At 61.2% G+C, this 22,855-nt stretch carries 24 protein-coding genes; 22 read left to right on the forward strand and 2 right to left on the reverse strand.

Going from position 1 to position 22,855, the window contains the following annotated elements:
• Window position 1: 1 nt before the first annotated feature.
• From AC0Z5Z_RS25220 to AC0Z5Z_RS25270, 11 genes are all read left to right on the forward strand, one after another.
• Window positions 2-637, forward strand: a complete 636-nt coding sequence (locus AC0Z5Z_RS25220; protein WP_016771007.1) for a MotA/TolQ/ExbB proton channel family protein — start codon at window positions 2-4, stop codon at window positions 635-637.
• Window positions 634-1,062, forward strand: coding sequence for an ExbD/TolR family protein (locus AC0Z5Z_RS25225; protein WP_041479458.1), 429 nt, complete (start codon window positions 634-636; stop codon window positions 1,060-1,062). The genes AC0Z5Z_RS25220 and AC0Z5Z_RS25225 overlap by 4 nt, the downstream gene beginning before the upstream one ends.
• On the forward strand, window positions 1,062-2,072 hold the full coding sequence (lpxK, locus tag AC0Z5Z_RS25230; protein ID WP_252886646.1) for a tetraacyldisaccharide 4'-kinase: 1,011 nt from the start codon (window positions 1,062-1,064) through the stop codon (window positions 2,070-2,072). Before AC0Z5Z_RS25225 ends, lpxK begins: the two co-directional genes overlap by 1 nt.
• Before the next feature lie 23 nt (window positions 2,073-2,095).
• Window positions 2,096-2,281 carry a Trm112 family protein gene (locus AC0Z5Z_RS25235; RefSeq protein ID WP_003179363.1) on the forward strand — a complete coding sequence of 62 codons (186 nt, stop codon included), beginning with the start codon at window positions 2,096-2,098 and terminating at the stop codon, window positions 2,279-2,281.
• Window positions 2,278-3,042 carry a 3-deoxy-manno-octulosonate cytidylyltransferase gene (gene kdsB / locus AC0Z5Z_RS25240; RefSeq protein WP_024013932.1) on the forward strand — a complete coding sequence of 255 codons (765 nt, stop codon included), beginning with the start codon at window positions 2,278-2,280 and terminating at the stop codon, window positions 3,040-3,042. The genes AC0Z5Z_RS25235 and kdsB overlap by 4 nt, the downstream gene beginning before the upstream one ends.
• Window positions 3,042-3,506, forward strand: coding sequence for a low molecular weight protein-tyrosine-phosphatase (locus tag AC0Z5Z_RS25245; RefSeq protein WP_076563814.1), 465 nt, complete (start codon window positions 3,042-3,044; stop codon window positions 3,504-3,506). Before kdsB ends, AC0Z5Z_RS25245 begins: the two co-directional genes overlap by 1 nt.
• On the forward strand, window positions 3,503-4,522 hold the full coding sequence (gene murB, locus AC0Z5Z_RS25250) for a UDP-N-acetylmuramate dehydrogenase (RefSeq protein WP_095181616.1): 1,020 nt from the start codon (window positions 3,503-3,505) through the stop codon (window positions 4,520-4,522). The genes AC0Z5Z_RS25245 and murB overlap by 4 nt, the downstream gene beginning before the upstream one ends.
• A gap of 250 nt (window positions 4,523-4,772) precedes the next feature.
• A complete protein-coding gene (locus tag AC0Z5Z_RS25255; RefSeq protein ID WP_039760186.1) occupies window positions 4,773-5,243 on the forward strand; it encodes a (2Fe-2S)-binding protein in 471 nt (156 codons plus the stop codon).
• The gene (locus tag AC0Z5Z_RS25260) at window positions 5,240-7,561 is read left to right on the forward strand and encodes a xanthine dehydrogenase family protein molybdopterin-binding subunit (protein ID WP_310217713.1); all 2,322 of its coding nucleotides are present in this window, start codon (window positions 5,240-5,242) and stop codon (window positions 7,559-7,561) included. Before AC0Z5Z_RS25255 ends, AC0Z5Z_RS25260 begins: the two co-directional genes overlap by 4 nt.
• Window positions 7,562-8,542, forward strand: coding sequence for an XdhC family protein (locus tag AC0Z5Z_RS25265; RefSeq protein ID WP_056788224.1), 981 nt, complete (start codon window positions 7,562-7,564; stop codon window positions 8,540-8,542).
• Window positions 8,539-9,135: a nucleotidyltransferase family protein gene (locus tag AC0Z5Z_RS25270; RefSeq protein WP_236168397.1), complete on the forward strand. Its 597-nt coding sequence runs from the start codon at window positions 8,539-8,541 to the stop codon at window positions 9,133-9,135. The genes AC0Z5Z_RS25265 and AC0Z5Z_RS25270 overlap by 4 nt, the downstream gene beginning before the upstream one ends.
• 191 nt (window positions 9,136-9,326) lie before the next feature.
• Here the strand turns inward: AC0Z5Z_RS25270 and rne are convergent, their stop codons facing one another.
• Window positions 9,327-12,599 (reverse strand): ribonuclease E, encoded by a 3,273-nt coding sequence (gene rne / locus AC0Z5Z_RS25275; RefSeq protein ID WP_485611794.1) that lies wholly within the window; start codon window positions 12,597-12,599, stop codon window positions 9,327-9,329.
• A 699-nt stretch (window positions 12,600-13,298) separates the two neighbouring features.
• Between rne and rluC the strand changes: the two genes are divergently transcribed.
• The 3 genes from rluC to sppA are packed head-to-tail and all read left to right on the forward strand — an operon-like array spanning window position 13,299 to window position 15,921.
• A complete protein-coding gene (gene rluC, locus AC0Z5Z_RS25280) occupies window positions 13,299-14,258 on the forward strand; it encodes a 23S rRNA pseudouridine(955/2504/2580) synthase RluC (protein WP_016770994.1) in 960 nt (319 codons plus the stop codon).
• Window positions 14,245-14,907 (forward strand): HAD-IA family hydrolase, encoded by a 663-nt coding sequence (locus tag AC0Z5Z_RS25285; protein ID WP_236168399.1) that lies wholly within the window; start codon window positions 14,245-14,247, stop codon window positions 14,905-14,907. Before rluC ends, AC0Z5Z_RS25285 begins: the two co-directional genes overlap by 14 nt.
• A 24-nt stretch (window positions 14,908-14,931) precedes the next feature.
• Complete coding sequence (sppA, locus tag AC0Z5Z_RS25290; RefSeq protein WP_056788236.1) at window positions 14,932-15,921, forward strand: signal peptide peptidase SppA; 990 nt, start codon at window positions 14,932-14,934, stop codon at window positions 15,919-15,921.
• A gap of 86 nt (window positions 15,922-16,007) precedes the next feature.
• Here the strand turns inward: sppA and AC0Z5Z_RS25295 are convergent, their stop codons facing one another.
• Window positions 16,008-16,586, reverse strand: coding sequence for a Maf family protein (locus AC0Z5Z_RS25295; RefSeq protein ID WP_485611795.1), 579 nt, complete (start codon window positions 16,584-16,586; stop codon window positions 16,008-16,010).
• Window positions 16,587-16,691: 105 nt separating this feature from the next.
• Between AC0Z5Z_RS25295 and AC0Z5Z_RS25300 the strand changes: the two genes are divergently transcribed.
• The 8 genes from AC0Z5Z_RS25300 (at window position 16,692) to pabC (ending at window position 22,853) form a co-directional block, all read left to right on the forward strand.
• Window positions 16,692-17,219, forward strand: coding sequence for a YceD family protein (locus AC0Z5Z_RS25300; protein WP_003204262.1), 528 nt, complete (start codon window positions 16,692-16,694; stop codon window positions 17,217-17,219).
• Between the two features lie 13 nt (window positions 17,220-17,232).
• Window positions 17,233-17,415: a 50S ribosomal protein L32 gene (rpmF, locus tag AC0Z5Z_RS25305; RefSeq protein ID WP_003179396.1), complete on the forward strand. Its 183-nt coding sequence runs from the start codon at window positions 17,233-17,235 to the stop codon at window positions 17,413-17,415.
• Window positions 17,416-17,419: 4 nt separating this feature from the next.
• Window positions 17,420-18,430: a phosphate acyltransferase PlsX gene (plsX, locus tag AC0Z5Z_RS25310; RefSeq protein ID WP_081932528.1), complete on the forward strand. Its 1,011-nt coding sequence runs from the start codon at window positions 17,420-17,422 to the stop codon at window positions 18,428-18,430.
• 123 nt (window positions 18,431-18,553) lie between these two features.
• Window positions 18,554-19,492 (forward strand): ACP S-malonyltransferase, encoded by a 939-nt coding sequence (fabD, locus tag AC0Z5Z_RS25315; protein ID WP_485611796.1) that lies wholly within the window; start codon window positions 18,554-18,556, stop codon window positions 19,490-19,492.
• Between the two features lie 16 nt (window positions 19,493-19,508).
• Window positions 19,509-20,252 (forward strand): 3-oxoacyl-ACP reductase FabG, encoded by a 744-nt coding sequence (gene fabG / locus AC0Z5Z_RS25320; protein WP_016770989.1) that lies wholly within the window; start codon window positions 19,509-19,511, stop codon window positions 20,250-20,252.
• Window positions 20,253-20,448: 196 nt separating this feature from the next.
• A complete protein-coding gene (gene acpP / locus AC0Z5Z_RS25325; protein ID WP_003175607.1) occupies window positions 20,449-20,685 on the forward strand; it encodes an acyl carrier protein in 237 nt (78 codons plus the stop codon).
• Between the two features lie 108 nt (window positions 20,686-20,793).
• A complete protein-coding gene (fabF, locus tag AC0Z5Z_RS25330) occupies window positions 20,794-22,038 on the forward strand; it encodes a beta-ketoacyl-ACP synthase II (RefSeq protein ID WP_038860467.1) in 1,245 nt (414 codons plus the stop codon).
• Complete coding sequence (gene pabC / locus AC0Z5Z_RS25335; protein WP_095181623.1) at window positions 22,038-22,853, forward strand: aminodeoxychorismate lyase; 816 nt, start codon at window positions 22,038-22,040, stop codon at window positions 22,851-22,853. The genes fabF and pabC overlap by 1 nt, the downstream gene beginning before the upstream one ends.
• Window positions 22,854-22,855 lie beyond the last annotated feature (2 nt).

A 22,855-nucleotide genomic window follows, 5' to 3' on the forward strand; every position in this document is an offset into this window, starting at 1 on the left:
TGTGTGGGAATTGGTCAAATCCGGCGGCTGGATGATGTTGCCGATCATTCTGAGTTCCATCGCGGCCATGGCGATCGTCGCCGAGCGCCTGTGGACACTACGCGCCAGTCGCGTCACCCCCGAGCATCTGCTGGGTCAGGTCTGGGTCTGGATCAAGGACAAGCAGCTCAACAAGGAAAAACTCAAGGAGTTGCGCGCCAACTCGCCGCTGGGGGAAATCCTCGCCGCAGGCCTGGCCAATTCCAAGCATGGTCGCGAGATCATGAAAGAGTGCATCGAAGAGGCTGCTGCGCGGGTCATTCATGAACTCGAACGCTACATCAACGCCCTCGGCACCATCGCCGCCATGGCGCCATTGCTCGGCCTGCTCGGCACCGTGCTGGGCATGATCGACATTTTCAGTGCCTTCACCGGTTCCGGCATGACCACCAATGCTTCGGTACTGGCCGGCGGTATTTCCAAAGCGCTGATCACGACCGCAGCGGGCCTGATGGTCGGTATTCCGGCGGTGTTCTTCCACCGCTTCCTGCAACGTCGTATCGACGAGCTGGTGGTCGGTATGGAGCAGGAAGCGATCAAACTGGTGGAAGTGGTGCAGGGCGACCGTGATGTCGATCTGGCCGAGGGCAAAGCGTGAAATTCCGTCGAAAGCCCCGGGAAACCGTGGACATCAACCTCGCGTCGCTGATCGACGTGGTGTTTATCCTGCTGCTGTTTTTCGTGGTCACTACCACTTTCACTCGGGAAACCCAGCTGCGCGTGGATCTGCCGGAAGCGGTCAGCGGTTCGCCCGCCGAAGATCAGCAGGTCAAACAGCTGGACGTCGCGATCAGTGCCGAAGGCGTGTTCTCGGTGAACAACAAGATTCTGCCGAAAAATGATCTGCCGACGCTGATGGAAGCCATGCAGAAAGAATCCAACGGCGACACCAACATGCCGTTGTCGATCAGTGCCGATGGCAAGGCCCAGCATCAATCGGTGATCACTGCCATGGACGCGGCCGGCAAGCTCGGTTTCAGCCATCTGCGCATGACCACGGTCGAGGCGGCGCCGAAATCCTGATGAGCCTGTCCGATCGCCTGCTCGCCGCGTGGTATCAGGGGCACCCGGCCCTGACGCTGCTGCGGCCGCTGGAAATGCTGTATCGCCGCGTGGTGATCAACAAGCGTCAGCGCTTTCTCGACGGTGACGGAGAGATCTACCAATCGCCCGTGCCGCTGATCGTGGTCGGCAATATCACCGTCGGTGGCACCGGCAAGACGCCGATGATTCTCTGGCTGATCGAACATTGCCGACGCCGTGGACTGCGCGTCGGCGTGGTCAGCCGCGGTTACGGCGCCAAACCGCCGCACCTGCCGTGGCGGGTCGAGGCCGAGCACAGCGCCGAGGTTGCCGGTGACGAGCCGCTGCTGATCGTCCAGCGCACTGGTGTGCCGCTGATGATCGACCCTGATCGCAGCGCCGCCGTCAAAGCCTTGATTGCCAGTGAGCCGCTGGACCTGATTCTGTCTGACGACGGCATGCAGCATTATCGCCTCGCGCGGGATCTGGAACTGGTGCTGATCGATGCCGCGCGCGGACTGGGCAATCAGCGCTGTCTGCCGGCCGGGCCGTTGCGTGAGCCGGTCGAGCGCCTGCAAAGTGTCGATGGCGTGCTGTTCAACGGTGCCCTTGATGATCGCGACGATGGTTTCGCCTTCCGCCTGCAACCCACGGCCCTGGTCAATCTGCGCAGCGGCGAACGTCAGTCACTGGAGCATTTCCCGCCCGGGCAAGCGCTGCACGCGGTGGCCGGTATCGGCAATCCACAACGTTTCTTCAATACCCTCGAAGCGCTAGACTGGCGGCCAGTCCCGCATGCGTTTGCCGACCACGCCGAGTACAGCGTGCAGGCGTTGAATTTCACCCCGTCATTGCCGTTGGTGATGACCGAAAAGGACGCGGTGAAGTGCCGTGCCTTTGCTGCTGCCGACTGGTGGTATCTGGCGGTCGATGCCGTGCCGTCGCCAGCCTTCGTGGCCTGGTTCGACACTCAGCTGATGCGCCTGCTGCCGGATCGTCTGCTGCCTTAACTCTTTTATTTCTGGGAATGTTCATGGACACCAAATTGCTCGACATCCTCGCTTGCCCCGTGTGCAAAGGCCCGCTCAAGCTCAGTGCCGACAAGACCGAGCTGATCAGCAAGGGCGCTGGTCTGGCGTACCCGATCCGCGACGGCATCCCGGTGATGCTGGAAAGCGAAGCGCGCACCCTGACCACCGACGAGCGCCTGGATAAATGACCACAGCCTTCACCGTTGTCATCCCATCGCGGTTCGCCTCGACCCGTCTGCCGGGCAAGCCGTTGCTGGATATTGCCGGCAAGCCGATGATCCAGCATGTCTGGGAACAGGCGAGCAAAAGCAGTGCGACCCGCGTCGTGGTTGCCACCGATGACGCGCGCATCGTCGAGGCGTGCAAAAGCTTTGGCGCCGAAGTGGTGCTGACCCGTGAAGATCACAATTCCGGCACCGATCGTCTGGCCGAGGTCGCAGCGAAACTCGGTCTTGCGCCTGATGCGATCGTGGTCAACGTCCAGGGCGATGAGCCGCTGATTCCGCCAAGCGTGATTGATCAGGTCGCCGCTAACCTGGCCGCTCACACCGAAGCGCGCATGGCCACGCTGGCTGAGCCGATCGAAGACGTGGAAACCCTGTTCAACCCCAACGTGGTCAAGGTCGCCAGCGACATCAACGGCCTCGCGCTGACTTTCAGTCGCGCCACCTTGCCTTGGGCTCGCGATGCATTTGCCAAGAGCCGCGAGCAACTGCCGGAAGGCGTGCCCTATCGCCGCCACATCGGTATTTATGCCTATCGCGCCGGGTTCCTCCACGACTTCGTGAGCTGGGGGCCGTGCTGGCTGGAAAATACCGAATCCCTCGAGCAACTGCGTGCCCTGTGGCACGGCGTGCGCATTCATGTTGCCGACGCGCTGATCGCGCCGCCGACCGGTGTCGACACCGTCGAAGACCTTGAGCGGGTTCGTCGCCTGCTGGGGGCCTGATGCGCGTTCTGTTTGTGTGCCTGGGCAACATATGCCGTTCGCCCACCGCCGAAGGCGTGTTGCGCCACAAGTTGCGTGAAGCCGGGCTGGCGGATGTGGTCGAAGTGGCCTCCGCCGGCACCGGTGACTGGCACGTCGGCAACCCGCCGGACAAGCGCAGCCAGGCGGCGGCGAAACTGCGCGGTTATGACCTGTCGACGCAACGCGCGCAGCAGGTCAGTCGGGCCGACTTCGCCAGCTACGACCTGATCCTCGCCATGGACAACAGCAACCTGCGCAACCTCAAGGCTTTGCAGCCATCCACCGGCAGGGCCGAGCTGGATCTGTTCCTGCGTCGTTATGCCGGGCTGGTCGATGAAGTGCCGGACCCGTATTACGACGGCGATCAGGGTTTCGAGCAGGTGCTGGATCTGATAGAAGCGGCCTGCGACCAGTTGCTGATCGAAGTGAAGGGTCGTTTATGAGTTTGCAGGTGCAACCGCAAGTATCGTTGCAGGCCTTCAATACGTTCGGCGTCGATGTGCGCGCGCAGCTGTTTGCCGAAGCCCACAGCGATGACGATGTCCGCGAAGCGCTGGCCTATGCCGCTTCCCATGACGTGCCGTTACTGGTGATCGGCGGCGGTAGCAACTTGCTGCTGACGGCGGATATTCCGGCGTTGGTGCTGCGCATGGTCACGCGCGGCATCCGCGTGCTCAGCGATGATGGCAGTCGCGTGGTGGTCGAGGCGGAAGCGGGCGAACCGTGGCATCCGTTCGTGCAGCACACGCTGGCCCAGGGTTTTGCCGGGCTGGAAAACCTCAGCCTGATTCCCGGCACCGTCGGCGCCGCGCCGATGCAGAACATCGGCGCCTATGGCGTCGAGATCAAGGACGTGTTTGCTGGCCTGACCGCGCTGGACCGCGAGAGCGGCGAGCTGCGTGATTTCAGTCTGGAAGACTGCAATTTCGGCTACCGCGACAGCCTGTTCAAGCAGCAGCCGGGACGTTGGCTGATTCTGCGGGTGCGCTTCAAGCTTGATCGCGCAGCGCACCTGCATCTGGAATACGGTCCGGTGCGCCAGCGCCTGAGCGAGCAGGGCATCGAGCAGCCGACGCCCACCGATGTCAGCCGCGCCATCTGCAGCATCCGCAGCGAAAAACTGCCGGACCCGGCGGTGCTCGGCAATGCCGGCAGCTTCTTCAAGAATCCGCTGGTGCCTGCCGCTGTGGTCACGCAGATCAAAGCGCAGCACCCGGATCTGGTGGCTTACCCGCAAGCGGACGGGCAGATGAAACTGGCCGCTGGCTGGCTGATCGAACGCGCCGGCTGGAAGGGTTTTCGCGATGGCGATGCCGGCGTGCACAAGTTGCAGGCGCTGGTGCTGGTCAACTACGGCACGGCCACCGGCCCGCAACTGCTCGACCTGGCGCAACGTATCCAGAAAGACATCGCCGAGCGCTTCCATGTCGAACTGGAAATGGAGCCCAATCGGTATTGAGGCTACGCTTGCCTGACGCCATCCAAAGCCCTGCACTGATGAAAAAAGTGCAGGGCTTTTTTGTTAATGCTGGGTTAACTTAGCGACCTAACGATACCTACCATTTGCTCCACCCAAAGGCCCGGTGCAGACGTTCCCGTCGGCGCAAGAGAGCCTGATTAGCCTGAGTCGATCTGCGCGAACCCACCGCTGATTTTCCGGCGGCAGATTGCTCGACCCCATAACCACTAAAAAATATGCGGGCGTGCCCATGATTACCCTGAAACTCAACGGTCAAGACCACTCCCTCGATGTCACCGAAGACATGCCGCTGTTGTGGGCGATTCGTGACGTCGCCGGTTACAACGGCACCAAATTCGGTTGCGGCATGGGCCTGTGCGGCGCCTGCACCATCCATATCGACGGCTTGCCGGCACGCAGTTGCATCACGCCGATCGGCTCGGTGATCGGCCAGAACGTCACCACCATCGATAATCTCCACGCCGACCCGGTAGGCAAGGTCGTGCAGCAAGCCTGGCTCGACAGCGCTGTGGCTCAATGCGGTTATTGCCAGGGCGGGCAGATCATGTCGGCCACCGCTCTGCTGAAAACCAATCCGAACCCGAGCGACGAGCAGATCGAAGAAGCCATGGTGGGCAACATCTGCCGCTGCGGTACTTACAACCGGATCAAAACCGCGATCCGCCAGGCCTCCACTCAACTGAAGGGGGTGAAGGCATGAGCCGCGTCCCGAATGATTTCGCCCTGAGCAACCTCAGCCGCCGTGGTTTTCTCAAAGGCGTCGGCGCCACCAGCGCGCTGGTCCTCGCCGCGAGCTGGGGCTGGCAGGATGCGCTGGCCGATGACGCGCCGAAGAAGTTTGGCGCCGATGGCATGCCCAATGGCTGGATCGACGATCCCAAGGTCTACGTGAGCATTGCTGCCGATGGCAGCGTCACCGTGGTGTGCAACCGTTCGGAAATGGGCCAGGGCGTGCGCACCAGCCTGAGTATGGTGGTTGCCGATGAGCTTGAGGCCGATTGGGCGCAGGTCAAAGTGCAGCAGGCGCCGGGCGACGAAGTGCGCTTCGGCAACCAGGACACCGATGGTTCGCGCAGCATGCGTCACTGGTACGAGCCGATGCGTCGATGCGGCGCCGCCGCGCGGACCATGCTTGAACAGGCCGCTGCTGCGCAGTGGAAAGTGCCGGTTGGCGAATGCCATGCGCAACTGCACAAGGTCATTCACAAACCGTCCGGCCGTGAATTGGGTTACGGCGAACTCGCCGCTGCGGCCAGTGCGCTGGCAGTACCGGCGCGTGACAGCCTGCGTCTCAAGCAGCCGTCGGAATTTCGCTACATCGGCAAGGAAGGCACCAAGGCCATCGACGGTGCCGATATCGTCAATGGCCGCGCAGTGTACGGCGCCGATGTGCATTTCGATGGCATGCTCTACGCCACCATCGCTCGCCCGGCGGTTTATGGAGGCAAGGTCAAAAGCCTCGATGACAGCGCCGCACTGAAAGTCCCTGGCGTGCTAAAAGTCATGCAGATCGAAGGCCGGCCATTGCCGTCGGAGTTCCAGCCACTAGGCGGCGTCGCGGTTGTGGCCAGCAATACCTGGGCGGCGATCAAGGGCCGCGAGGCGCTGAAGATCGAGTGGGATGACGGCCCGAATGCCAGTTATGACTCGATTGCCTATCGCAAAGAGCTTGAAGCCGCGTCGCTGAAGGCCGGCAAAGTGGTGCGCAACACCGGTGATATCGACAAGGCCTTGAGCGGCGCTGCCAGCACTCTCGAAGCGTCGTATTACCTGCCGCACCTGGCGCAGGCGCCGATGGAACCGATGGTTGCTATCGCCCGTTACAAGGACGGCGTCTGCGAAGCCTGGGCGCCGAGTCAGGCACCGCAGGTCACCCGTGAGCGCATCGCCGAGCGTCTTGGCGTGCCGTTCGAAAAGGTCACCGTCAACGTGACATTGCTGGGCGGTGGTTTCGGTCGCAAGTCGAAACCGGACTTCGTCGTCGAAGCGGCGATTCTCGCCAAGGAATTTCCGGGCAAGGCTGTACGGGTGCAGTGGACGCGCGAAGACGACATCCACAACTCGTATTTCCACACCGTGTCGGCGGAATATCTGAAGGCGGGCATCGACAAGAACGGCATGCCGTCCGGCTGGCTGCATCGTACCGTGGCGCCGAGCATCACCGCGTTGTTTGCGCCGGACATGAACCATGAGGCGGCGTTCGAGCTGGGCATGGGCTTTACCAACATGGCCTACGCGATTCCCAACGTGCGCCTGGAAAACCCCGAAGCCAAGGTACACACGCGGGTCGGCTGGTATCGCTCGGTGTCGAACATTCCCCACGGCTTCGCGATTCAGAGTTTCGTCGATGAACTGGCGCACAAGGCCGGGGAGGATCCGCTCAAGTACCAGATCAAATTGCTCGGCCCGGACCGGCAGATCGATCCTCGCACCTTGAGCGAAGAGTGGAACTACGGCGAATCGCCCGAGCGTTATCCGATCGACACCGGGCGCATGCGCACCGTGCTGGAAACCGCCGCCAAGGCAGCCGGATGGGGACGCAAACTGCCCAAGGGTCGTGGCCTCGGTCTGGCAGTGCATTACAGCTTCGTCACCTATGTCGCGGCGGTGATCGAAGTCGAGGTCAAGGATGACGGTTCACTGATCGTGCACAAGGCCGACATCGCCGTGGACTGCGGGCCGCAGATCAACCCTGAGCGCATCCGTTCGCAGTTCGAAGGTGCGTGCGTCATGGGCCTGGGCAACGCTGTGCTCGGTGAGATCAGCTTCAAGGACGGCAAAGTCCAGCAGGACAACTTCCATATGTACGAGGTCGCGCGCATGTCGCTGGCGCCCAAGGAAGTCGCGGTGCATCTGGTCACGCCGCCGGGTGACGTGCCGCTGGGTGGCGTTGGTGAACCGGGCGTGCCGCCGATTGCTCCGGCGCTGTGCAATGCGATCTTCGCCGCCACCGGCAAGCGCATCCGCAATCTGCCGGTGCGGTATCAGTTGCAAGGCTGGCAGAAGGCGGAGGCGTAAATGGACAGCGTCGATCTCAACGTCCTGCGCAGCGTCCTCGAGTGGCGCCGTGCCGGGCAGCGGGTGGTGCTGTTCAGCGTGGTGCAGACCTGGGGCACCGCGCCGCGCTCGCCCGGCGCCATGCTCGCCTTGCGCGAGGACGGCGTGGTGATCGGTTCGGTGTCAGGCGGCTGTGTCGAAGATGACCTGATCGCGCGGCTGCACGACGGCCGCATTGCCACCGATGGTCCGCCAGTGCAGATGATTACCTACGGCGTGACCCGCGAAGAGGCCGCGCGTTTCGGCCTGCCTTGCGGCGGCACCCTGCGCCTGACCGAAGAGCGCGTCGGTGACCCGGCGTGGGTCGCCGAGCTGCTGCAGCGTTGCGAAAACCATGAAATCGTCGCCCGAGAACTGAACATCGAAACCGGCGAGGTGCGGCTGGCTCCGGCGAGCAAGTCCGATTCGCTGGTGTTCGACGGCAAGACTCTGCGAGCGATTTACGGCCCGCGCTGGCGCTTGTTGCTGATCGGTGCCGGGCAGCTGTCGCGCTACGTCGCCGACATGGCGCGGCTGCTGGATTTCGAAGTGCTGATCTGCGATCCGCGCACCGAGTTCGTTTACGGCTGGGAAGAGCAGCATGGCCGTTTCGTCCCCGGCATGCCGGATGAAGCTGTGCTGAACATCCAGACCGACGAGCGCACGGCGATTGTCGCCTTGACTCACGATCCACGCCTGGATGACATGGCTTTGCTCACCGCGCTCGACTCGCCGGCGTTTTACGTCGGCGCGCTCGGTTCGCGGGTCAACAGCCAGAAGCGCCGGGAAAACCTCGCTCAGCTAGGCTTGTCGCAAGCGTCGATTGATCGCTTGCACGGGCCGATCGGCCTGCACATCGGTAGTCATTCGCCGGCAGAGATCGCTTTGTCCTTGCTGGCGGAAATTGTCGCGATCAAGAACGGTGTGGAGTTGAAGCAGAAAAAAACGCTGGAGGGTGCATGAGCCAATCCATCGCAGTGATCGTGCTGGCAGCAGGCGAGGGCAAACGCTTTCGCCAGATCGCCGGTCCCGACAAAGACAAATTGCTCGCTGATTGCACCGGGCGTGACGGCGCGGTGCGCTCGGTAATCGAGCAGGTGCTGGTGAACCTGCCGGCCAGTCTCGACAAGCGCGTACTGGTCACCACCGAAGCGCGACCACAGGCGATGCGCATGGCCCAGGCATATGGCTGCGACGTGGTGTCAATCGAGTCGACCGGCATGGGCGACAGCATTGCCGCAGGTGTTGCTGCTTGTCCTGACGCGAATGGCTGGCTGATTGTTCTCGGCGATATGCCGTTTATCTTGCCTTCGAGTATCGAGAGAGTGGTCGCGGCGATGGCTGATGATGCGGTGAGCGTGCCGGTGCTGGGTGGCGAGTTTGGCCATCCGGTGGGGTTTGGCCGCTCGTTTGGCGCGCAGTTGCAGGCGCTGACCGGCGATCGTGGCGCACGGCCGTTGTTTGCGCAGGGTAGGGTGGTTGAGGTGGCGGTAGATGACCCGGGGATGTTGTGGGATATCGATGTGCCTGAATCTCTGGTATTTCCTCAGCCCTGAGCCGTGTTGAAATTCCTTGTGGGAGCGAGCCTGCTCGCGAATGCGCTGGTTCAGTTACATGAATATTGTCTGACCCAGCGCATTCGCGAGCAGGCTCGCTCCCACAAAGGTTGTGGATGATGCTGGTATTTCAGGCAATAAAAAGCCCCGCCAGGCTTTCACCGGGCGGGGCTTTTTAATGGCTTCAGGAATTACACGAGTGGTTTAGGCTCGTGCTCTTTTTCCTGGGCTTCTTCGCGCTGTTCAACCGCGTCCTGAACGGAGCGTGGTGCTTCAGCGATCACCGCTTCAACCGATGCTTCTTCCGCGACCGGGGCAGGGGCTGCCTCGATCACTTCAGCCGCAGCGGCTGGTTCGGCAGCCACTGGCGCTGCAGCGGCAGCCAGTTCGGCTTCCTTCTGCAAACGCTCGGCTTCACGCTTGCGACGACGCACTTCACGCGGGTCGTTTGGCGCGCGGCCGTTTGGCGTCAGGGCGCTGACCGGAGCCGGAGCTTCAACCACAGGGGCTGGCGCTTCGACTGCGGCTGGTGCTTCTTCAACCTGAGCTTCGGCAACCGGAGCTTCAACTACTGGTGTCGGCGCCGGTTCTGCTGCTGCAACTACTGGTTCGGAAACCATGGCCTGCGGTACTTCGGCTTCAGCGACTGGCGCTGGAGCTTCGGTGACGGCTGGCTCGGCAACCCAGTTGAACGCAGTCTGCTCTTCGCGAACTTCACGCACGGTTTTGGTCACGTTTTCGCTGACGGTTTCGGTCGCTGGTTCGGATTCAGCAACTGGCGCTTCAACGACAGCTTCCGGTTCGGCAGGCGCTTCAACCTGAGGCTGAGCTTCGCGGACCGGGGCGACTTCGATTTCCGGTGCAGCAGTCACTTCCACTGGAGTGGTGGCTTCGACAACCGGCGCTTCGACTGGAGCGGTTTCCAGTGTGGCGGCAGTGGCGCGTTCAGCCTGCTCGTGAGCTTCGGCTTCTGCCGGAGCGCTGATGGTGCTGCTGGCAACGGCAGCGGTGACAGCCAGGCCAGCGGCCAGATCGGCAGTGCTTGGCTCGCCAGCGTTTTCAGCGGACTCGGATTCTTCCGAACCTTCGATCACATTGCCGTTGGCATCACGTTGACGCTCGCGACGGTTGCTGCGACGACGCTGGCCACGGGAGCGACGACGTGGACGATCGCCTTCGGCGTTGTCCTGACCGTCTTCCGGCAGTTGCTCTTCGTTGTTGCTGTTCACTTCTTCTTCAGCAACGGCAGCAGCGGCCTGCTCGGCACGCGGTTGACGCTCTTCACGCGGCGGACGCGGGGCGCGTTCTTCGCGTGGCTGACGGGCCGGACGCTCTTCAGCGGTCACGGCAGCAACAGCAGCGGCTGCGGCTGGCACGGCGTCCAGTGGCTCGCGCAGTTCACGTACGCGTTCTTCACGCTCGCCACGCGGCTTGCGATCTTCACGCGGTGCACGCGGTGCACGTTCTTCACGCGGGGCACGTGGTGCGCGCTCTTCGCGGGCTACCGGCGCTTCGCTGCGGGTTTCACGCGGCTCGCGGGCTTCGCGTGGCTGGCGCTCTTCGCGCGGCTCGCGTGGTGCGCGCTCTTCACGTGGAGCACGTTCTTCGCGCGGCTTGCGTTCTTCATCGCGGCGACCGTTGCGGTTGCGGCTCTGCTGACGACCGTTGCGACGCTCTTCGTTGCGGGCAGGACGCTCGGTGGCAGCCGGTTTCGCGACAGCGACCGGTGCGGCTGGCTCTTCCTTGGTGGCGAACAGGCTGACCAGCGACTTCACCAGACCCTTGAACAGGCTTGGCTCAGGCGCGGCAACTGGTGCTGGAGCTGGTGCGGCAGGTGCAACTTCAGTCGGCACCGGTGCGTTGGCACGGGCCGGCGCAGTTTTCACCGCAGCTTCCTGGCGAACCAGAGTGCGGGTCGCAGCGGCTGGCTGGACTTCTTCGACTTCGGCAGCGGCGGCAGCGATTTCGTAGCTGGACTGGTTGGTCGCGGCTTCCGGGCTGTCGTCACGCAGGCGCTGAACTTCGAAGTGCGGCGTCTCGAGGTGATCGTTCGGCAGAATGACGATGCGGGCACGGGTGCGCAGTTCGATCTTGGTGATCGAGTTGCGTTTTTCGTTGAGCAGGAACGCGGCGACCGGGATCGGCACTTGCGCGCGAACTTCGGCGGTGCGGTCTTTCAGGGCTTCTTCTTCGATCAGGCGCAGGATGGCCAGCGACAGCGATTCAACGTCACGGATGATGCCGGTGCCGTTGCAACGCGGGCAGACGATGCCGCTGCTTTCGCCCAGCGATGGACGCAGGCGCTGACGGGACATTTCCAGCAGACCGAAACGCGAGATGCGGCCGATCTGCACACGGGCGCGGTCAGCTTCCAGGCATTCGCGGACTTTCTCTTCCACGGCGCGCTGGTTCTTGGCCGGGGTCATGTCGATGAAGTCGATGACGATCAGGCCGCCGATGTCGCGCAGGCGCAACTGACGGGCGATTTCTTCGGCGGCTTCAAGGTTGGTCTGCAGCGCGGTTTCTTCGATATCGCTGCCTTTGGTGGCGCGCGCCGAGTTGATGTCGATGGACACCAGGGCTTCGGTCGGATCGATGACGATGGAGCCGCCGGAAGGCAGTTCGACGACGCGCTGGAACGCGGTCTCGATCTGGCTTTCGATCTGGAAACGGTTGAACAGTGGCACGCTGTCTTCGTACAGCTTGATCTTGCTGGCGTACTGCGGCATCACCTGGCGGATGAAGGTCAGGGCTTCGTCCTGGGCTTCAACGCTGTCGATCAGCACTTCGCCGATGTCCTGGCGCAGGTAATCGCGGATGGCGCGGATGATCACGTTGCTTTCCTGGTAAATCAGGAATGGCGCGGAGCGATCCAGCGAGGCTTCTTTGATGGCGGTCCACAGTTGCAGCAGGTAGTCGAGGTCCCACTGCATTTCTTCGCTGCTGCGGCCCAGGCCGGCAGTGCGCACGATCAGACCCATGTCGGCCGGAGCAACCAGACCGTTCAGCGCTTCACGCAGTTCGTTGCGTTCTTCGCCTTCGATGCGACGGGAGATGCCGCCGGCACGCGGGTTGTTCGGCATCAGTACGAGGTAACGACCGGCCAGGCTGATGAAGGTGGTCAGGGCGGCGCCCTTGTTCCCACGTTCTTCTTTCTCGACCTGAACGATGACTTCCTGGCCTTCGCTCAGGACGTCCTTGATGTTGACGCGGCCTTCTGGGGCTTTCTTGAAGTATTCGCGGGAGATTTCTTTGAGGGGCAGGAAGCCGTGGCGCTCGGAGCCGAAATCGACAAAGGCAGCCTCAAGGCTTGGTTCGATGCGAGTGATACGGCCTTTATAGATGTTGGCCTTTTTCTGCTCGCGTGCACCGGATTCGATGTCCAGGTCGTAGAGGCGTTGGCCATCTACCAGTGCAACACGCAACTCTTCGGGTTGAGTTGCGTTAATCAGCATTCTTTTCATGTAGTACCGTCGGTTTCCGGGCTGCCGGAAACGGCGTTCGGCACACACGACTTCTCACGGTCGGTGTCAGGTGCGTCGGGAGTGGTTGGCCATTCCCGTGTCCAGCGATGTGCGGCCAATTGGGCCGATACCGCGACGTACGCGTCCTGCTTGCTGTGGCTACTTAAGCACTCAGTCAGGAGGAGGAATCAACCAGCGGCTGTGGACGAGATGAAGCGTCTTGATCAAAGCTTGTTGCTACACAGTCCGGCGGTTGTGCATCTCCACCCTACACGTATCCCTGATAATTCGGGTGCTGCCGCGCGCAGAATCCGCAGCGGGTTGGCATTTACCGTGAGCTCCGAAAGGGGAGGTCACGCATCATGGCTAATTCAGGCGATGTTTCCGAAGCAATCGCTCGGGGTCATTCGCAGTCGACTGCACTTTGTGAACTGGCCTCGAATGTCGCCTGCCTGGCGAGTCAGAACTCTGCCCGGCGGTGTAATTCAGGCCTCATGTCACCTGCGCTCGTTACAACCGCAAACTCCACCGTTACGTAGCGAAAGCCCCGTAGGACGGCCTCGCGCCCTGGTGAATTGCGTTGGTCAGGGCCGGTCTTTGACCGTGGTTCCGCTGTCCAGGCCGCTTTTGGCGGCGTTCGCGACTATAGCAGCAATGATTAAGTGCTTCAATTCCATAAAAATTGTTATCATCCGCGGCATGACAACTACTGCCCCTTCGACTCCAGGCGTTCAACTGCTTGAAGTCTCGCCGGAGTATGCCGGCCAACGAATCGACAACTTTCTCCTCGCCCGGCTCAAGGGCGTGCCCAAGACCTTGATTTACCGCATTTTGCGCAAAGGCGAAGTGCGCGTGAACAAAGGTCGGATCAAGCCCGAATACAAGCTCCAGGCCGGCGACATCGTGCGCGTGCCGCCGGTTCGCGTGCCTGAGCGCGACGAACCGGTGCCGCTGGCCCAGGGGCTGTTGCAGCGCCTGGAAGCCTCGATTGTCTTCGAAGACAAGGCCCTGATCGTGATCAACAAGCCCGCCGGCATTGCGGTGCATGGCGGCAGCGGGCTGAATTTCGGCGTGATCGAAGCCTTTCGTCAGTTGCGTCCCGACGCCAAGGAACTGGAGCTGGTTCACCGTCTTGACCGTGACACCTCCGGCCTGCTGATGATCGCCAAGAAGCGCAGCATGTTGCGCCACCTGCACGAGCAGTTGCGCGGCGATGGCGTCGACAAGCGCTACATGGCGCTGGTCCGTGGCAACTGGGCAACCTCGATCAAGCAGGTTCGTGCACCGTTGCTCAAGAGCAATCTGCGCTCCGGCGAGCGCATGGTCGAAGTTAACGATGAAGGCAAAGAAGCCCTGACGCTGTTCAAGGTGCTGCGCCGCTTCGGCGATTTTGCCACCATGGTCGAGGCGAAACCGGTTACCGGTCGTACCCACCAGATTCGCGTGCACACCTTGCATGCTGGCCATTGCATTGCCGGTGACAGTAAGTATGGCGACGAGGATTTCACCAAGGAAATCCGCGATCTGGGTGGTAAGCGCCTGTTCCTGCACGCCTACATGCTGACCGTGCCGCTGCCCGACGGCGGCAAGCTGAATCTGCAAGCGCCCGTCGATGAAATGTGGGCCAAGACCGTGGAGCGATTGAGTGCGCCCATCTGATTACAAACTGCTGATTTTCGACTGGGACGGTACCCTCGCCGATTCCATCCATCGGATCGTCGAGGCCATGCACTCCGCGTCCGGGCGTTCCGGTTTCGAGCTGCGCGATGACTTCGCTGTCAAAGGCATCATCGGTCTTGGCTTGCCGGAAGCGATTCGCACCCTATATCCCGAAATCAGCGACGCAGAAATGCTCGCGTTTCGCGAGTACTACGCCGATCACTACATCGCTGCCGAAGCCGTGCCGTCGCCGCTGTTCGAGGGCGTGGTCGAGTCGATGGCATCGTTTCGCGAGCAGGGTTATCACCTGGCGGTAGCGACGGGCAAGAACCGTCGCGGGCTGGATCGGGTGCTCAAGGCCAATGGCTGGGAAGATTATTTCGATATCACCCGCGCCGCCGATGAAACTGCCAGCAAGCCACACCCTCTGATGCTTGAGCAGATCGTCAGCCACTGCGGCGTACGTCCGGAGCAGGCGTTGATGGTCGGCGATTCGTCGTTCGATCTGCTGATGGCACGCAACGCGGGGATGGATTCGGTGGCGGTCAGTTACGGCGCGCAATCGATCGAGTCCCTGCAACAGTTCGAGCCGCGCCTGTCGATCGACCGTTTTTCTGAATTGCACGCCTGGCTGGGTCAGCAGGCTTAATACGTTTTTGCTGGGGTAGATGGCATGACCGACGAATGGAAAGCACCGGCCAAGGCAAGTGCCGACGACGGTGACGCGAAAAGCTGGAAGCTGTTGGAAAAGACTTTGCTGGCCGGCGTGCAGGAACAACGCCGTTCGCGGCGCTGGGGGATTTTCTTCAAGCTGCTGACGTTTGTTTATCTGTTTGTTGCGCTGCTGCTGTTCACGCCGCTGATGGACATGGAAAAAACCGCCACCCGCGGCCCGAACTACACGGCGTTGATCGAGATCGACGGCGTAATCGCCGACAAGGAGCCGGCCAGCGCCGACAATATCGTTGGCAGCCTGCGTGCGGCGTTCGAAGACAAAAAGGTCAAGGGCGTGGTCCTGCGCATCAATAGCCCGGGCGGCAGTCCGGTGCAGTCTGGCTATGTCTATGACGAGATCAAGCGTCTGCGTGGGTTGCATCCGGAGATCAAGCTCTACGCAGTGATTTCCGATCTTGGTGCTTCGGGCGCCTATTACATCGCCAGCGCGGCGGATCAGATCTATGCCGACAAGGCCAGTCTGGTCGGCTCGATCGGCGTGACGGCGGCGGGTTACGGTTTCGTTGGCACCATGGAAAAACTCGGGGTTGAGCGCCGCACCTATACCTCGGGCGAGCACAAGGCATTCCTGGATCCGTTCCAGCCGCAAAAGCCTGAAGAAACCGCATTCTGGCAAAGCGTGCTGGACACCACGCACAAGCAGTTCATCAACAGCGTCAAGCAGGGCCGTGGCGATCGTCTGAAGGACAAAGAGCATCCGGAGCTGTTTTCCGGGCTGGTCTGGTCGGGTGAGCAGGCGCTGCCGCTAGGCCTGATCGATGGCTTGGGCAATGCCAGTTCGGTGGCGCGTGATGTGATTGGCGAGAAGGAGCTGGTGGACTTCACCGTGCAGGAATCGCCGTTCGATCGCTTCTCGAAAAAGCTCGGCGCCAGCGTGGCCGAGCAGTTGGCGATGTGGATGGGGTTTCACGGGCCTTCGTTGCGGTAAATCGTTTCAAGGTCAGAAGATCGCAGGTCAACGGCAGCTCTTGCACAATCGGTGTAGGAGCTGCCGAAGGCTGCGATCTTTTGCTTTTAAGGGATTTGCACACCCTCGACCAACAACATATCGATCAGGCGAATCAGCGGCAGGCCGATCAGGCTGGTGGCATCCGGGCCTTCGGTCGATTGAAACAGGCTTACGCCGAGTCCCTCGGCCTTGAAGCTGCCGGCGCAGTCGTACGGCTGCTCGATGCGCAGATAGCGCTCGATGCGTGCCTGATCCAGCTGGCGCATGTGCACGGTAAACGGCACGCAGTCGACCTGGCATTGCCCGGTCTGGCTGTTGAGCAGCGCCAGGCCGGTCAGGAAGGTCACGCTCGCGCCGCTGGCCGCCATCAATTGCTCGCGAGCCTTCTCGAAGGTGTGCGGCTTGCCGATGATCTGTTCGCCGAGGACGGCAACCTGATCCGAGCCAATGATCAGATGAGCAAGGTGGCTGTCCGCCAGGGCGCGGGCTTTTTCCTCAGCGAGGCGTTTGACCAGATCGATCGCGGATTCGCCCGGGCGGTGGCTTTCGTCGATGTCCGGCGAGCTGCAGACGAACGGCAGGTGCAGGCGGGCGAGCAATTCGCGGCGATAAGTCGAGCTTGAAGCGAGTAATAAAGGCAGCATGGACGTCTCCTGAGGCAGGTGCGGATTCTAGCGGAGGCGCGCAAGTGACGGACAGGGCACAATTTCCTTTGACATGGTTGGGTGCATCCCTATAATGCTGCGCCTATGTTGAATGACCCGATTCCACCTCACGTTGACCCGCGCAAATTGGCTGACCGTGGCACCACCCTTCAAGGTGAACTGCTGCTGGCCGATTTGAAGAGACTCTGCGACCCGCTTTCCGACGATGTCGGTACGGTGCAGGCCAAATTCGTTTTTGAACGAGATGAACGTAAGTCTGTGGTCATCCACAGCTTTATCGACACCGAAGTCAAAATGGTTTGCCAGCGTTGTCTTGAGCTGGTCACCCTGCCGATCCACAGCGAATGCAGTTACGCGGTGGTGAAGGAGGGTGCGAATACCCAGTCGTTGCCGAAAGGTTATGACGTGCTGGAACTGGGCGAAGATCCATTGGATCTGCAGTCACTGATCGAGGAGGAGCTTCTGCTCGCCTTGCCCATTGTGCCTGCTCATCATCCGGAAGAATGCCAGCAGCCGGCGGGAGCAGATGAGCCCGAACCGAGCGAGGACGAGGTAACGCGGTCCAACCCGTTCAGTGTATTGGCGCAGTTAAAGCGTGACCCAAACGTTTAGGAGTTAATCAATTATGGCTGTTCAGCAGAACAAAAAATCCCGCTCTGCCCGTGACATGCGCCGTTCGCACGACGCTCTCGAGGCTAGCACCCTGTCTGTAGAAAAAACCACTGGTGAAGTTCACCTGCGTCACCACGTATCGCCAGAAGGCGTTTACCGTGGCCGTAAAGTGATCGACAAGGGCGCTGACGAGTAATCACTTGTCTGCTCAAGTCATCGCGATTGACGCAATGGGCGGGGACTTCGGTCCCCGCAGCATTGTTCAGGCCAGTCTCGCTTGCCTGTCTGCTACACCCTCGCTGCACCTGACCCTCGTCGGTCAACCCTCCCTTCTTGAAGAACTGATCCACGGCCAGTCGGCTGCCGATCGCGCGCGCCTGACGATTGTCGCGGCGAGCGAAGTCATCACCATGGACGAAAAACCCGCCCAAGCCCTGCGTGGCAAGCCGGATTCGTCGATGCGTGTAGCCCTTGAACTGCTGCGCGATGGCAAGGTGCAGGCCTGTGTCAGCGCCGGCAATACCGGTGCGTTGATGGCCTTGTCACGATTCGTGCTGAAGACATTGCCCGGCATTGATCGTCCGGCCATGGTCGCGGCGATTCCGACGCAGACCGGTTATTGCCAGCTGCTCGATCTGGGTGCCAACGTCGATTGCAGTGCCGAGCACCTGTTGCAGTTTGCGGTGATGGGCTCGGTCGCTGCACAGACCCTGGGTATCGCCCGTCCGCGTGTGGCACTGCTGAATATCGGCACCGAAGACATCAAGGGTAATCAGCAGGTCAAACTGGCCGCCACGCTGTTGCAGGCTGCGCGCGGGATCAACTACATCGGTTTTATCGAAGGCGACGGCTTGTATCGCGGTGAGGCCGATGTGGTGGTGTGTGACGGCTTCGTCGGCAACATCCTGCTCAAGTCCAGCGAAGGTCTGGCGACGATGATTGCTGCGCGGATCGAGGCTTTGTTCAAGAAAAACTTCGCTTCGCGCGCTGTCGGCGCTCTCGCGCTGCCGTTGATGAAGCGTCTGCAGGCCGACCTGGCCCCGGCGCGGCATAATGGCGCAAGCTTTCTCGGCTTGCAGGGCATCGTCGTGAAAAGCCACGGATCGGCCGGGGTACAGGGCTTTCAGAGTGCCATTCAACGGGCGCTGATCGAGATTCAAGAGAACCTCCCCGAGCGTCTCCACGGTCGTCTGGAGGAGCTGTTGTCTTAGGCGTTTTCGTCGGACAATGCTTAAATGTGACCGCCCGGTTCAAAGGGCCATCCAAACTGTCAGTTTCTGGCGTCCCCAACAGGGCGTTATTTTCCGACGACAAGATCATTAGGGGCTTGTTACATGTCTGCTTCCCTCGCATTCGTCTTTCCAGGACAGGGTTCGCAGTCCCTCGGCATGCTGGCCGAGCTGGGCGCGCAACATCCGCTGATCCTCGAAACCTTTCAAGAAGCCTCTGCTGCGCTGGGCTACGACCTGTGGGCACTGACCCAACAGGGTCCGGAAGAGCTGCTCAATCAAACCGACAAAACCCAACCAGTCATTCTGACCGCTTCGATCGCCCTGTGGCGTCTGTGGCTGGCCGAAGGCGGCGCGCGTCCGGCGTTTGTCGCCGGCCACAGCCTGGGTGAATACAGCGCGCTGGTTGCCGCCGGCAGCCTGACCCTGGCTGACGCGGTCAAGCTCGTCGAGCGCCGTGGCCAGTTGATGCAGGAAGCGGTGCCGGCCGGGCAAGGCGGCATGGCCGCGATCCTCGGCCTGGAAGATGCCGACGTGCTGGCTGCCTGCGCCGAAGCGGCGCAAGGCGAAGTCGTCAGCGCAGTGAATTTCAACTCGCCGGGCCAAGTGGTGATCGCCGGTGCCAAGGCGGCCGTCGAGCGAGCCATCGAGGGTTGCAAGGCCCGTGGTGCCAAGCGCGCCATGCCATTGCCGGTGAGCGTGCCGTCGCACTGCGAGCTGATGCGTCCGGCTGCCGAGCGTTTCGCCGAATCCATCGCCGCCATCGACTGGCAGGCGCCGCAGATCCCGGTGGTGCAGAACGTCAGCGCACAAGTGCCAGCCGATCTGGAAACCCTCAAGCGCGATCTGCTCGAACAGCTCTACAAGCCAGTGCGCTGGGTTGAATCGGTGCAGACTTTGGCCGCCAAGGGCGCGACCAATCTGGTCGAATGCGGCCCGGGCAAAGTCCTCGCTGGCCTGAACAAGCGTTGCGCCGAAGGCGTTTCGACTTCCAATCTCAATACCCCAGACGCCTTCGCTGCCGCTCGCGCAGCGCAGGCCTGAATCAGGAGAAACTTGCATGAGTCTGCAAGGTAAAGTTGCACTGGTTACCGGTGCAAGCCGCGGCATCGGCCAGGCCATCGCGCTGGAACTGGGTCGTCAGGGCGCCATCGTTGTCGGCACCGCGACCTCCGCGTCGGGCGCCGAGCGCATTGCCGCGACCCTGAAGGAAAACGGTATCCAGGGCGCCGGTTTCGAACTCAATGTCACCAGCGACGAATCGGTCAGCGCCGTGCTGGCAGGCATTCAGGAGCAGTTCGGTGCGCCGGTGGCGATTCTGGTCAATAATGCCGGTATCACCCGCGATAACCTGATGATGCGCATGAAAGACGACGAGTGGTACGACGTGATCGATACCAACTTGAACAGTCTGTATCGCCTGTCCAAGGGCGTTTTGCGTGGCATGACCAAGGCGCGCTGGGGTCGAATTATCAGTATTGGCTCGGTGGTGGGTGCCATGGGCAACGCCGGCCAAGTAAACTATGCAGCCGCCAAGGCCGGTCTGGAAGGTTTCAGCCGGGCGATGGCGCGTGAAGTCGGTTCGCGTTCGATTACGGTCAACTCGGTAACCCCAGGGTTCATCGACACCGATATGACCCGCGAGCTGCCTGAAGCACAGCGTGAAGCCTTGCAGACGCAGATTCCGCTGGGTCGTCTGGGGCAAGCTCAAGAGATCGCGTCCGTGGTCGCTTTTCTTGCATCCGACGGTGCGGCATACGTTACCGGGGCTACAATCCCGGTGAACGGTGGGATGTACATGTAAGTAAAATGTGACGGATTGCTTCAAAAAAATGTCATACGAGCTGTCTAAAATCCGTTATAAAGCTGCAATCTATTTATAGGCAGAGGGCCGCAGGGTTTGAGGAGTGAAGCTTTCAGTTGAAAAACTGAAAAGGCTTTCTATACACTTACCCACTGGCCAGCTGCCTGAATTTGTCCATTAGGAGTGAAAACAAGGTATGAGCACCATCGAAGAGCGCGTCAAGAAAATCGTTGCCGAGCAACTGGGTGTTAAAGAAGAAGAAGTGGTCAACACCGCTTCCTTCGTAGAAGACCTGGGTGCCGACTCCCTTGACACCGTTGAGCTGGTGATGGCTCTGGAAGAGGAATTCGAGACCGAAATCCCTGACGAAGAAGCTGAAAAGATCACTACTGTACAAGCTGCAATCGACTACGTTACCAGCCACCAGGCGTAATAGTTTGTAATCGTTGCTTGCTGTCATGGAAAAACCGCACTGCCATCATGGCGTGCGGTTTTTTCTTTAGGCCTGATGCAAAGTCGTCATTTGAAAAAGGAGAGTGCTGTGTCGCGTAGACGCGTCGTAGTCACCGGTATGGGTATGTTGTCGCCACTGGGCACGGATGTGCCGAGCAGTTGGCAGGGCATTCTGGCTGGCCGCAGTGGCATTGGTCTGATCGAACACACCGACCTTTCTGCCTATTCGACCCGCTTCGGTGGTTCGGTCAAAGGCTTCAATGTCGAGGAATACCTGTCGGTCAAGGAAGCGCGCAAGCTCGACCTGTTCATTCAGTACGGCCTCGCCGCAGGCTTTCAAGCCGTGCGCAACGCCGGTCTGGAAGTCACCGATGCCAACCGTGAACGCATTGGCGTGGCCATGGGTTCGGGGATTGGCGGTCTGACCAACATCGAAGAGACCAGCCGCACCCTGCACGAGACCGGTCCGCGACGGATCTCGCCGTTCTTTGTGCCTGGCTCGATCATCAATATGATTTCCGGCTTCCTGTCGATCCATCTGGGCGCACAGGGACCCAACTACGCCATCGCCACCGCGTGCACCACCGGTACGCACTGCATCGGCATGGCGGCGCGCAACATCATGTACGACGAAGCTGACGTGATGATTGCCGGCGGCGCGGAAATGGCCGCTTGCGGTCTGGGCATGGGCGGCTTCGGCGCATCCCGTGCGCTGTCGACCCGCAACGACGAGCCAACCCGCGCCAGCCGTCCGTGGGACAAGGGCCGCGACGGCTTCGTTCTGTCCGATGGTGCTGGCGCTCTGGTTCTCGAAGAGCTGGAGCACGCCAAGGCCCGTGGCGCCACGATCTACGCCGAGCTGATCGGTTTCGGCACCAGTGGCGATGCGTTCCACATGACCTCGCCACCCGCCGATGGCGCCGGTGCCGCGCGCTGCATCACCAATGCCCTGCGCGACGCGAAGATCAATGTCGATCAAGTGCAGTACATCAACGCCCACGGCACCTCGACCCCGGCCGGCGACCTTGCCGAAGCCAATGCGATCAAGTCGGTGTTCGGCGATCACGCCTACAAGCTGGCCGTCAGCTCGACCAAGTCGATGACCGGCCACCTGTTGGGTGCGGCGGGCGCGGTCGAAGCGATTTTCAGCGTGCTGGCGATCAACAGCCAGGTGGCACCGCCGACCATCAACCTTGATGAACCGGACGAAGGCTGCGATCTCGATTTCGTTGCGCACACCGCGCGCAACATGGACATCGATGTCGTGCTGTCCAACTCCTTCGGTTTTGGCGGCACCAACGGCACTCTGGCGTTTCGCCGGTTCGCCGGCTGATGGACAGCTGGGTCGACGGTCAACCGGCTGACGTGCTGTCGCTGAAAGATCGCGGCCTGGCTTACGGCGATGGTCTATTCGAGACCATTGCCGTGCGCAGTGGTCAGCCCGTCCTGCTGGATCGGCACCTGACGCGCCTGGCTGATGGCTGCGCGCGTCTGGCCATTGCGACCGATCTCGAGCTGGTTCGCCATGAGCTGCTCGGCTATGCCGCTGCGATGGGCGAGGGCGTGCTCAAGCTTATCCTCACTCGGGGTGACGGCTTGCGTGGTTATGCGCCCGATCCTGCGGCGCAGGGCCGACGCATCCTGCAAGGCAATCCGCCGGCAGCGTATCCCGCTGCCCATGCCGAGCACGGCATCCGCCTGTTTCCCTGCAACACGCGTTTATCTACGCAGCCGTTGTTGGCCGGGCTCAAACATCTGAATCGACTGGAACAGGTGCTCGCCCGCGCCGAATGGCAGGACAGCGAGCATGCCGAAGGCTTGATGCTCGATCAGGCCGGGCGCGTCGTCGAAGGTGTGTACAGCAATATTTTCCTGGTGCGCGACGGTGGCTTGATCACGCCCGACTTGAAGCGCTGCGGCGTCGCTGGGGTGATGCGCGCGGAAATATTGTTTCAGGCCGAGTCGCTGGCCATCCCCACGCAAATCGCCGATATCAGCCTCGAACAGCTGCAATGGGCTGATGAAGTGTTTGTCTGCAACAGCGTTTATGGCGTCTGGCCGGTACGCGCCTGTGCTGCACTGAGCTGGCCGGTTGGCCCGCTCACCCGTAAACTGCAAACCATTGCCCGCGCGCTACTGGATGCTTGATT

The sequence above is a fragment of the Pseudomonas sp. 1L-E-NC-VB-C3 genome (assembly GCF_057291535.1).

What these genes read in the sequence shown, in the direction of transcription:
- AC0Z5Z_RS25295 (WP_485611795.1), bottom strand. Translation starts at nt 16,586, where the DNA reads ATGCTGCCTTTATTACTCGCTTCAAGCTCGACTTATCGCCGCGAATTG.
- kdsB (WP_024013932.1), top strand. Translation starts at nt 2,278, where the DNA reads ATGACCACAGCCTTCACCGTTGTCATCCCATCGCGGTTCGCCTCGACC.
- rpmF (WP_003179396.1), top strand. Translation starts at nt 17,233, where the DNA reads ATGGCTGTTCAGCAGAACAAAAAATCCCGCTCTGCCCGTGACATGCGC.
- acpP (WP_003175607.1), top strand. Translation starts at nt 20,449, where the DNA reads ATGAGCACCATCGAAGAGCGCGTCAAGAAAATCGTTGCCGAGCAACTG.
- AC0Z5Z_RS25245 (WP_076563814.1), top strand. Translation starts at nt 3,042, where the DNA reads ATGCGCGTTCTGTTTGTGTGCCTGGGCAACATATGCCGTTCGCCCACC.
- sppA (WP_056788236.1), top strand. Translation starts at nt 14,932, where the DNA reads ATGACCGACGAATGGAAAGCACCGGCCAAGGCAAGTGCCGACGACGGT.
- fabD (WP_485611796.1), top strand. Translation starts at nt 18,554, where the DNA reads ATGTCTGCTTCCCTCGCATTCGTCTTTCCAGGACAGGGTTCGCAGTCC.
- AC0Z5Z_RS25265 (WP_056788224.1), top strand. Translation starts at nt 7,562, where the DNA reads ATGGACAGCGTCGATCTCAACGTCCTGCGCAGCGTCCTCGAGTGGCGC.
- lpxK (WP_252886646.1), top strand. Translation starts at nt 1,062, where the DNA reads ATGAGCCTGTCCGATCGCCTGCTCGCCGCGTGGTATCAGGGGCACCCG.
- murB (WP_095181616.1), top strand. Translation starts at nt 3,503, where the DNA reads ATGAGTTTGCAGGTGCAACCGCAAGTATCGTTGCAGGCCTTCAATACG.
- AC0Z5Z_RS25300 (WP_003204262.1), top strand. Translation starts at nt 16,692, where the DNA reads ATGTTGAATGACCCGATTCCACCTCACGTTGACCCGCGCAAATTGGCT.
- AC0Z5Z_RS25260 (WP_310217713.1), top strand. Translation starts at nt 5,240, where the DNA reads ATGAGCCGCGTCCCGAATGATTTCGCCCTGAGCAACCTCAGCCGCCGT.
- AC0Z5Z_RS25255 (WP_039760186.1), top strand. Translation starts at nt 4,773, where the DNA reads ATGATTACCCTGAAACTCAACGGTCAAGACCACTCCCTCGATGTCACC.
- fabG (WP_016770989.1), top strand. Translation starts at nt 19,509, where the DNA reads ATGAGTCTGCAAGGTAAAGTTGCACTGGTTACCGGTGCAAGCCGCGGC.
- AC0Z5Z_RS25270 (WP_236168397.1), top strand. Translation starts at nt 8,539, where the DNA reads ATGAGCCAATCCATCGCAGTGATCGTGCTGGCAGCAGGCGAGGGCAAA.
- AC0Z5Z_RS25235 (WP_003179363.1), top strand. Translation starts at nt 2,096, where the DNA reads ATGGACACCAAATTGCTCGACATCCTCGCTTGCCCCGTGTGCAAAGGC.
- rne (WP_485611794.1), bottom strand. Translation starts at nt 12,599, where the DNA reads ATGAAAAGAATGCTGATTAACGCAACTCAACCCGAAGAGTTGCGTGTT.
- rluC (WP_016770994.1), top strand. Translation starts at nt 13,299, where the DNA reads ATGACAACTACTGCCCCTTCGACTCCAGGCGTTCAACTGCTTGAAGTC.
- pabC (WP_095181623.1), top strand. Translation starts at nt 22,038, where the DNA reads ATGGACAGCTGGGTCGACGGTCAACCGGCTGACGTGCTGTCGCTGAAA.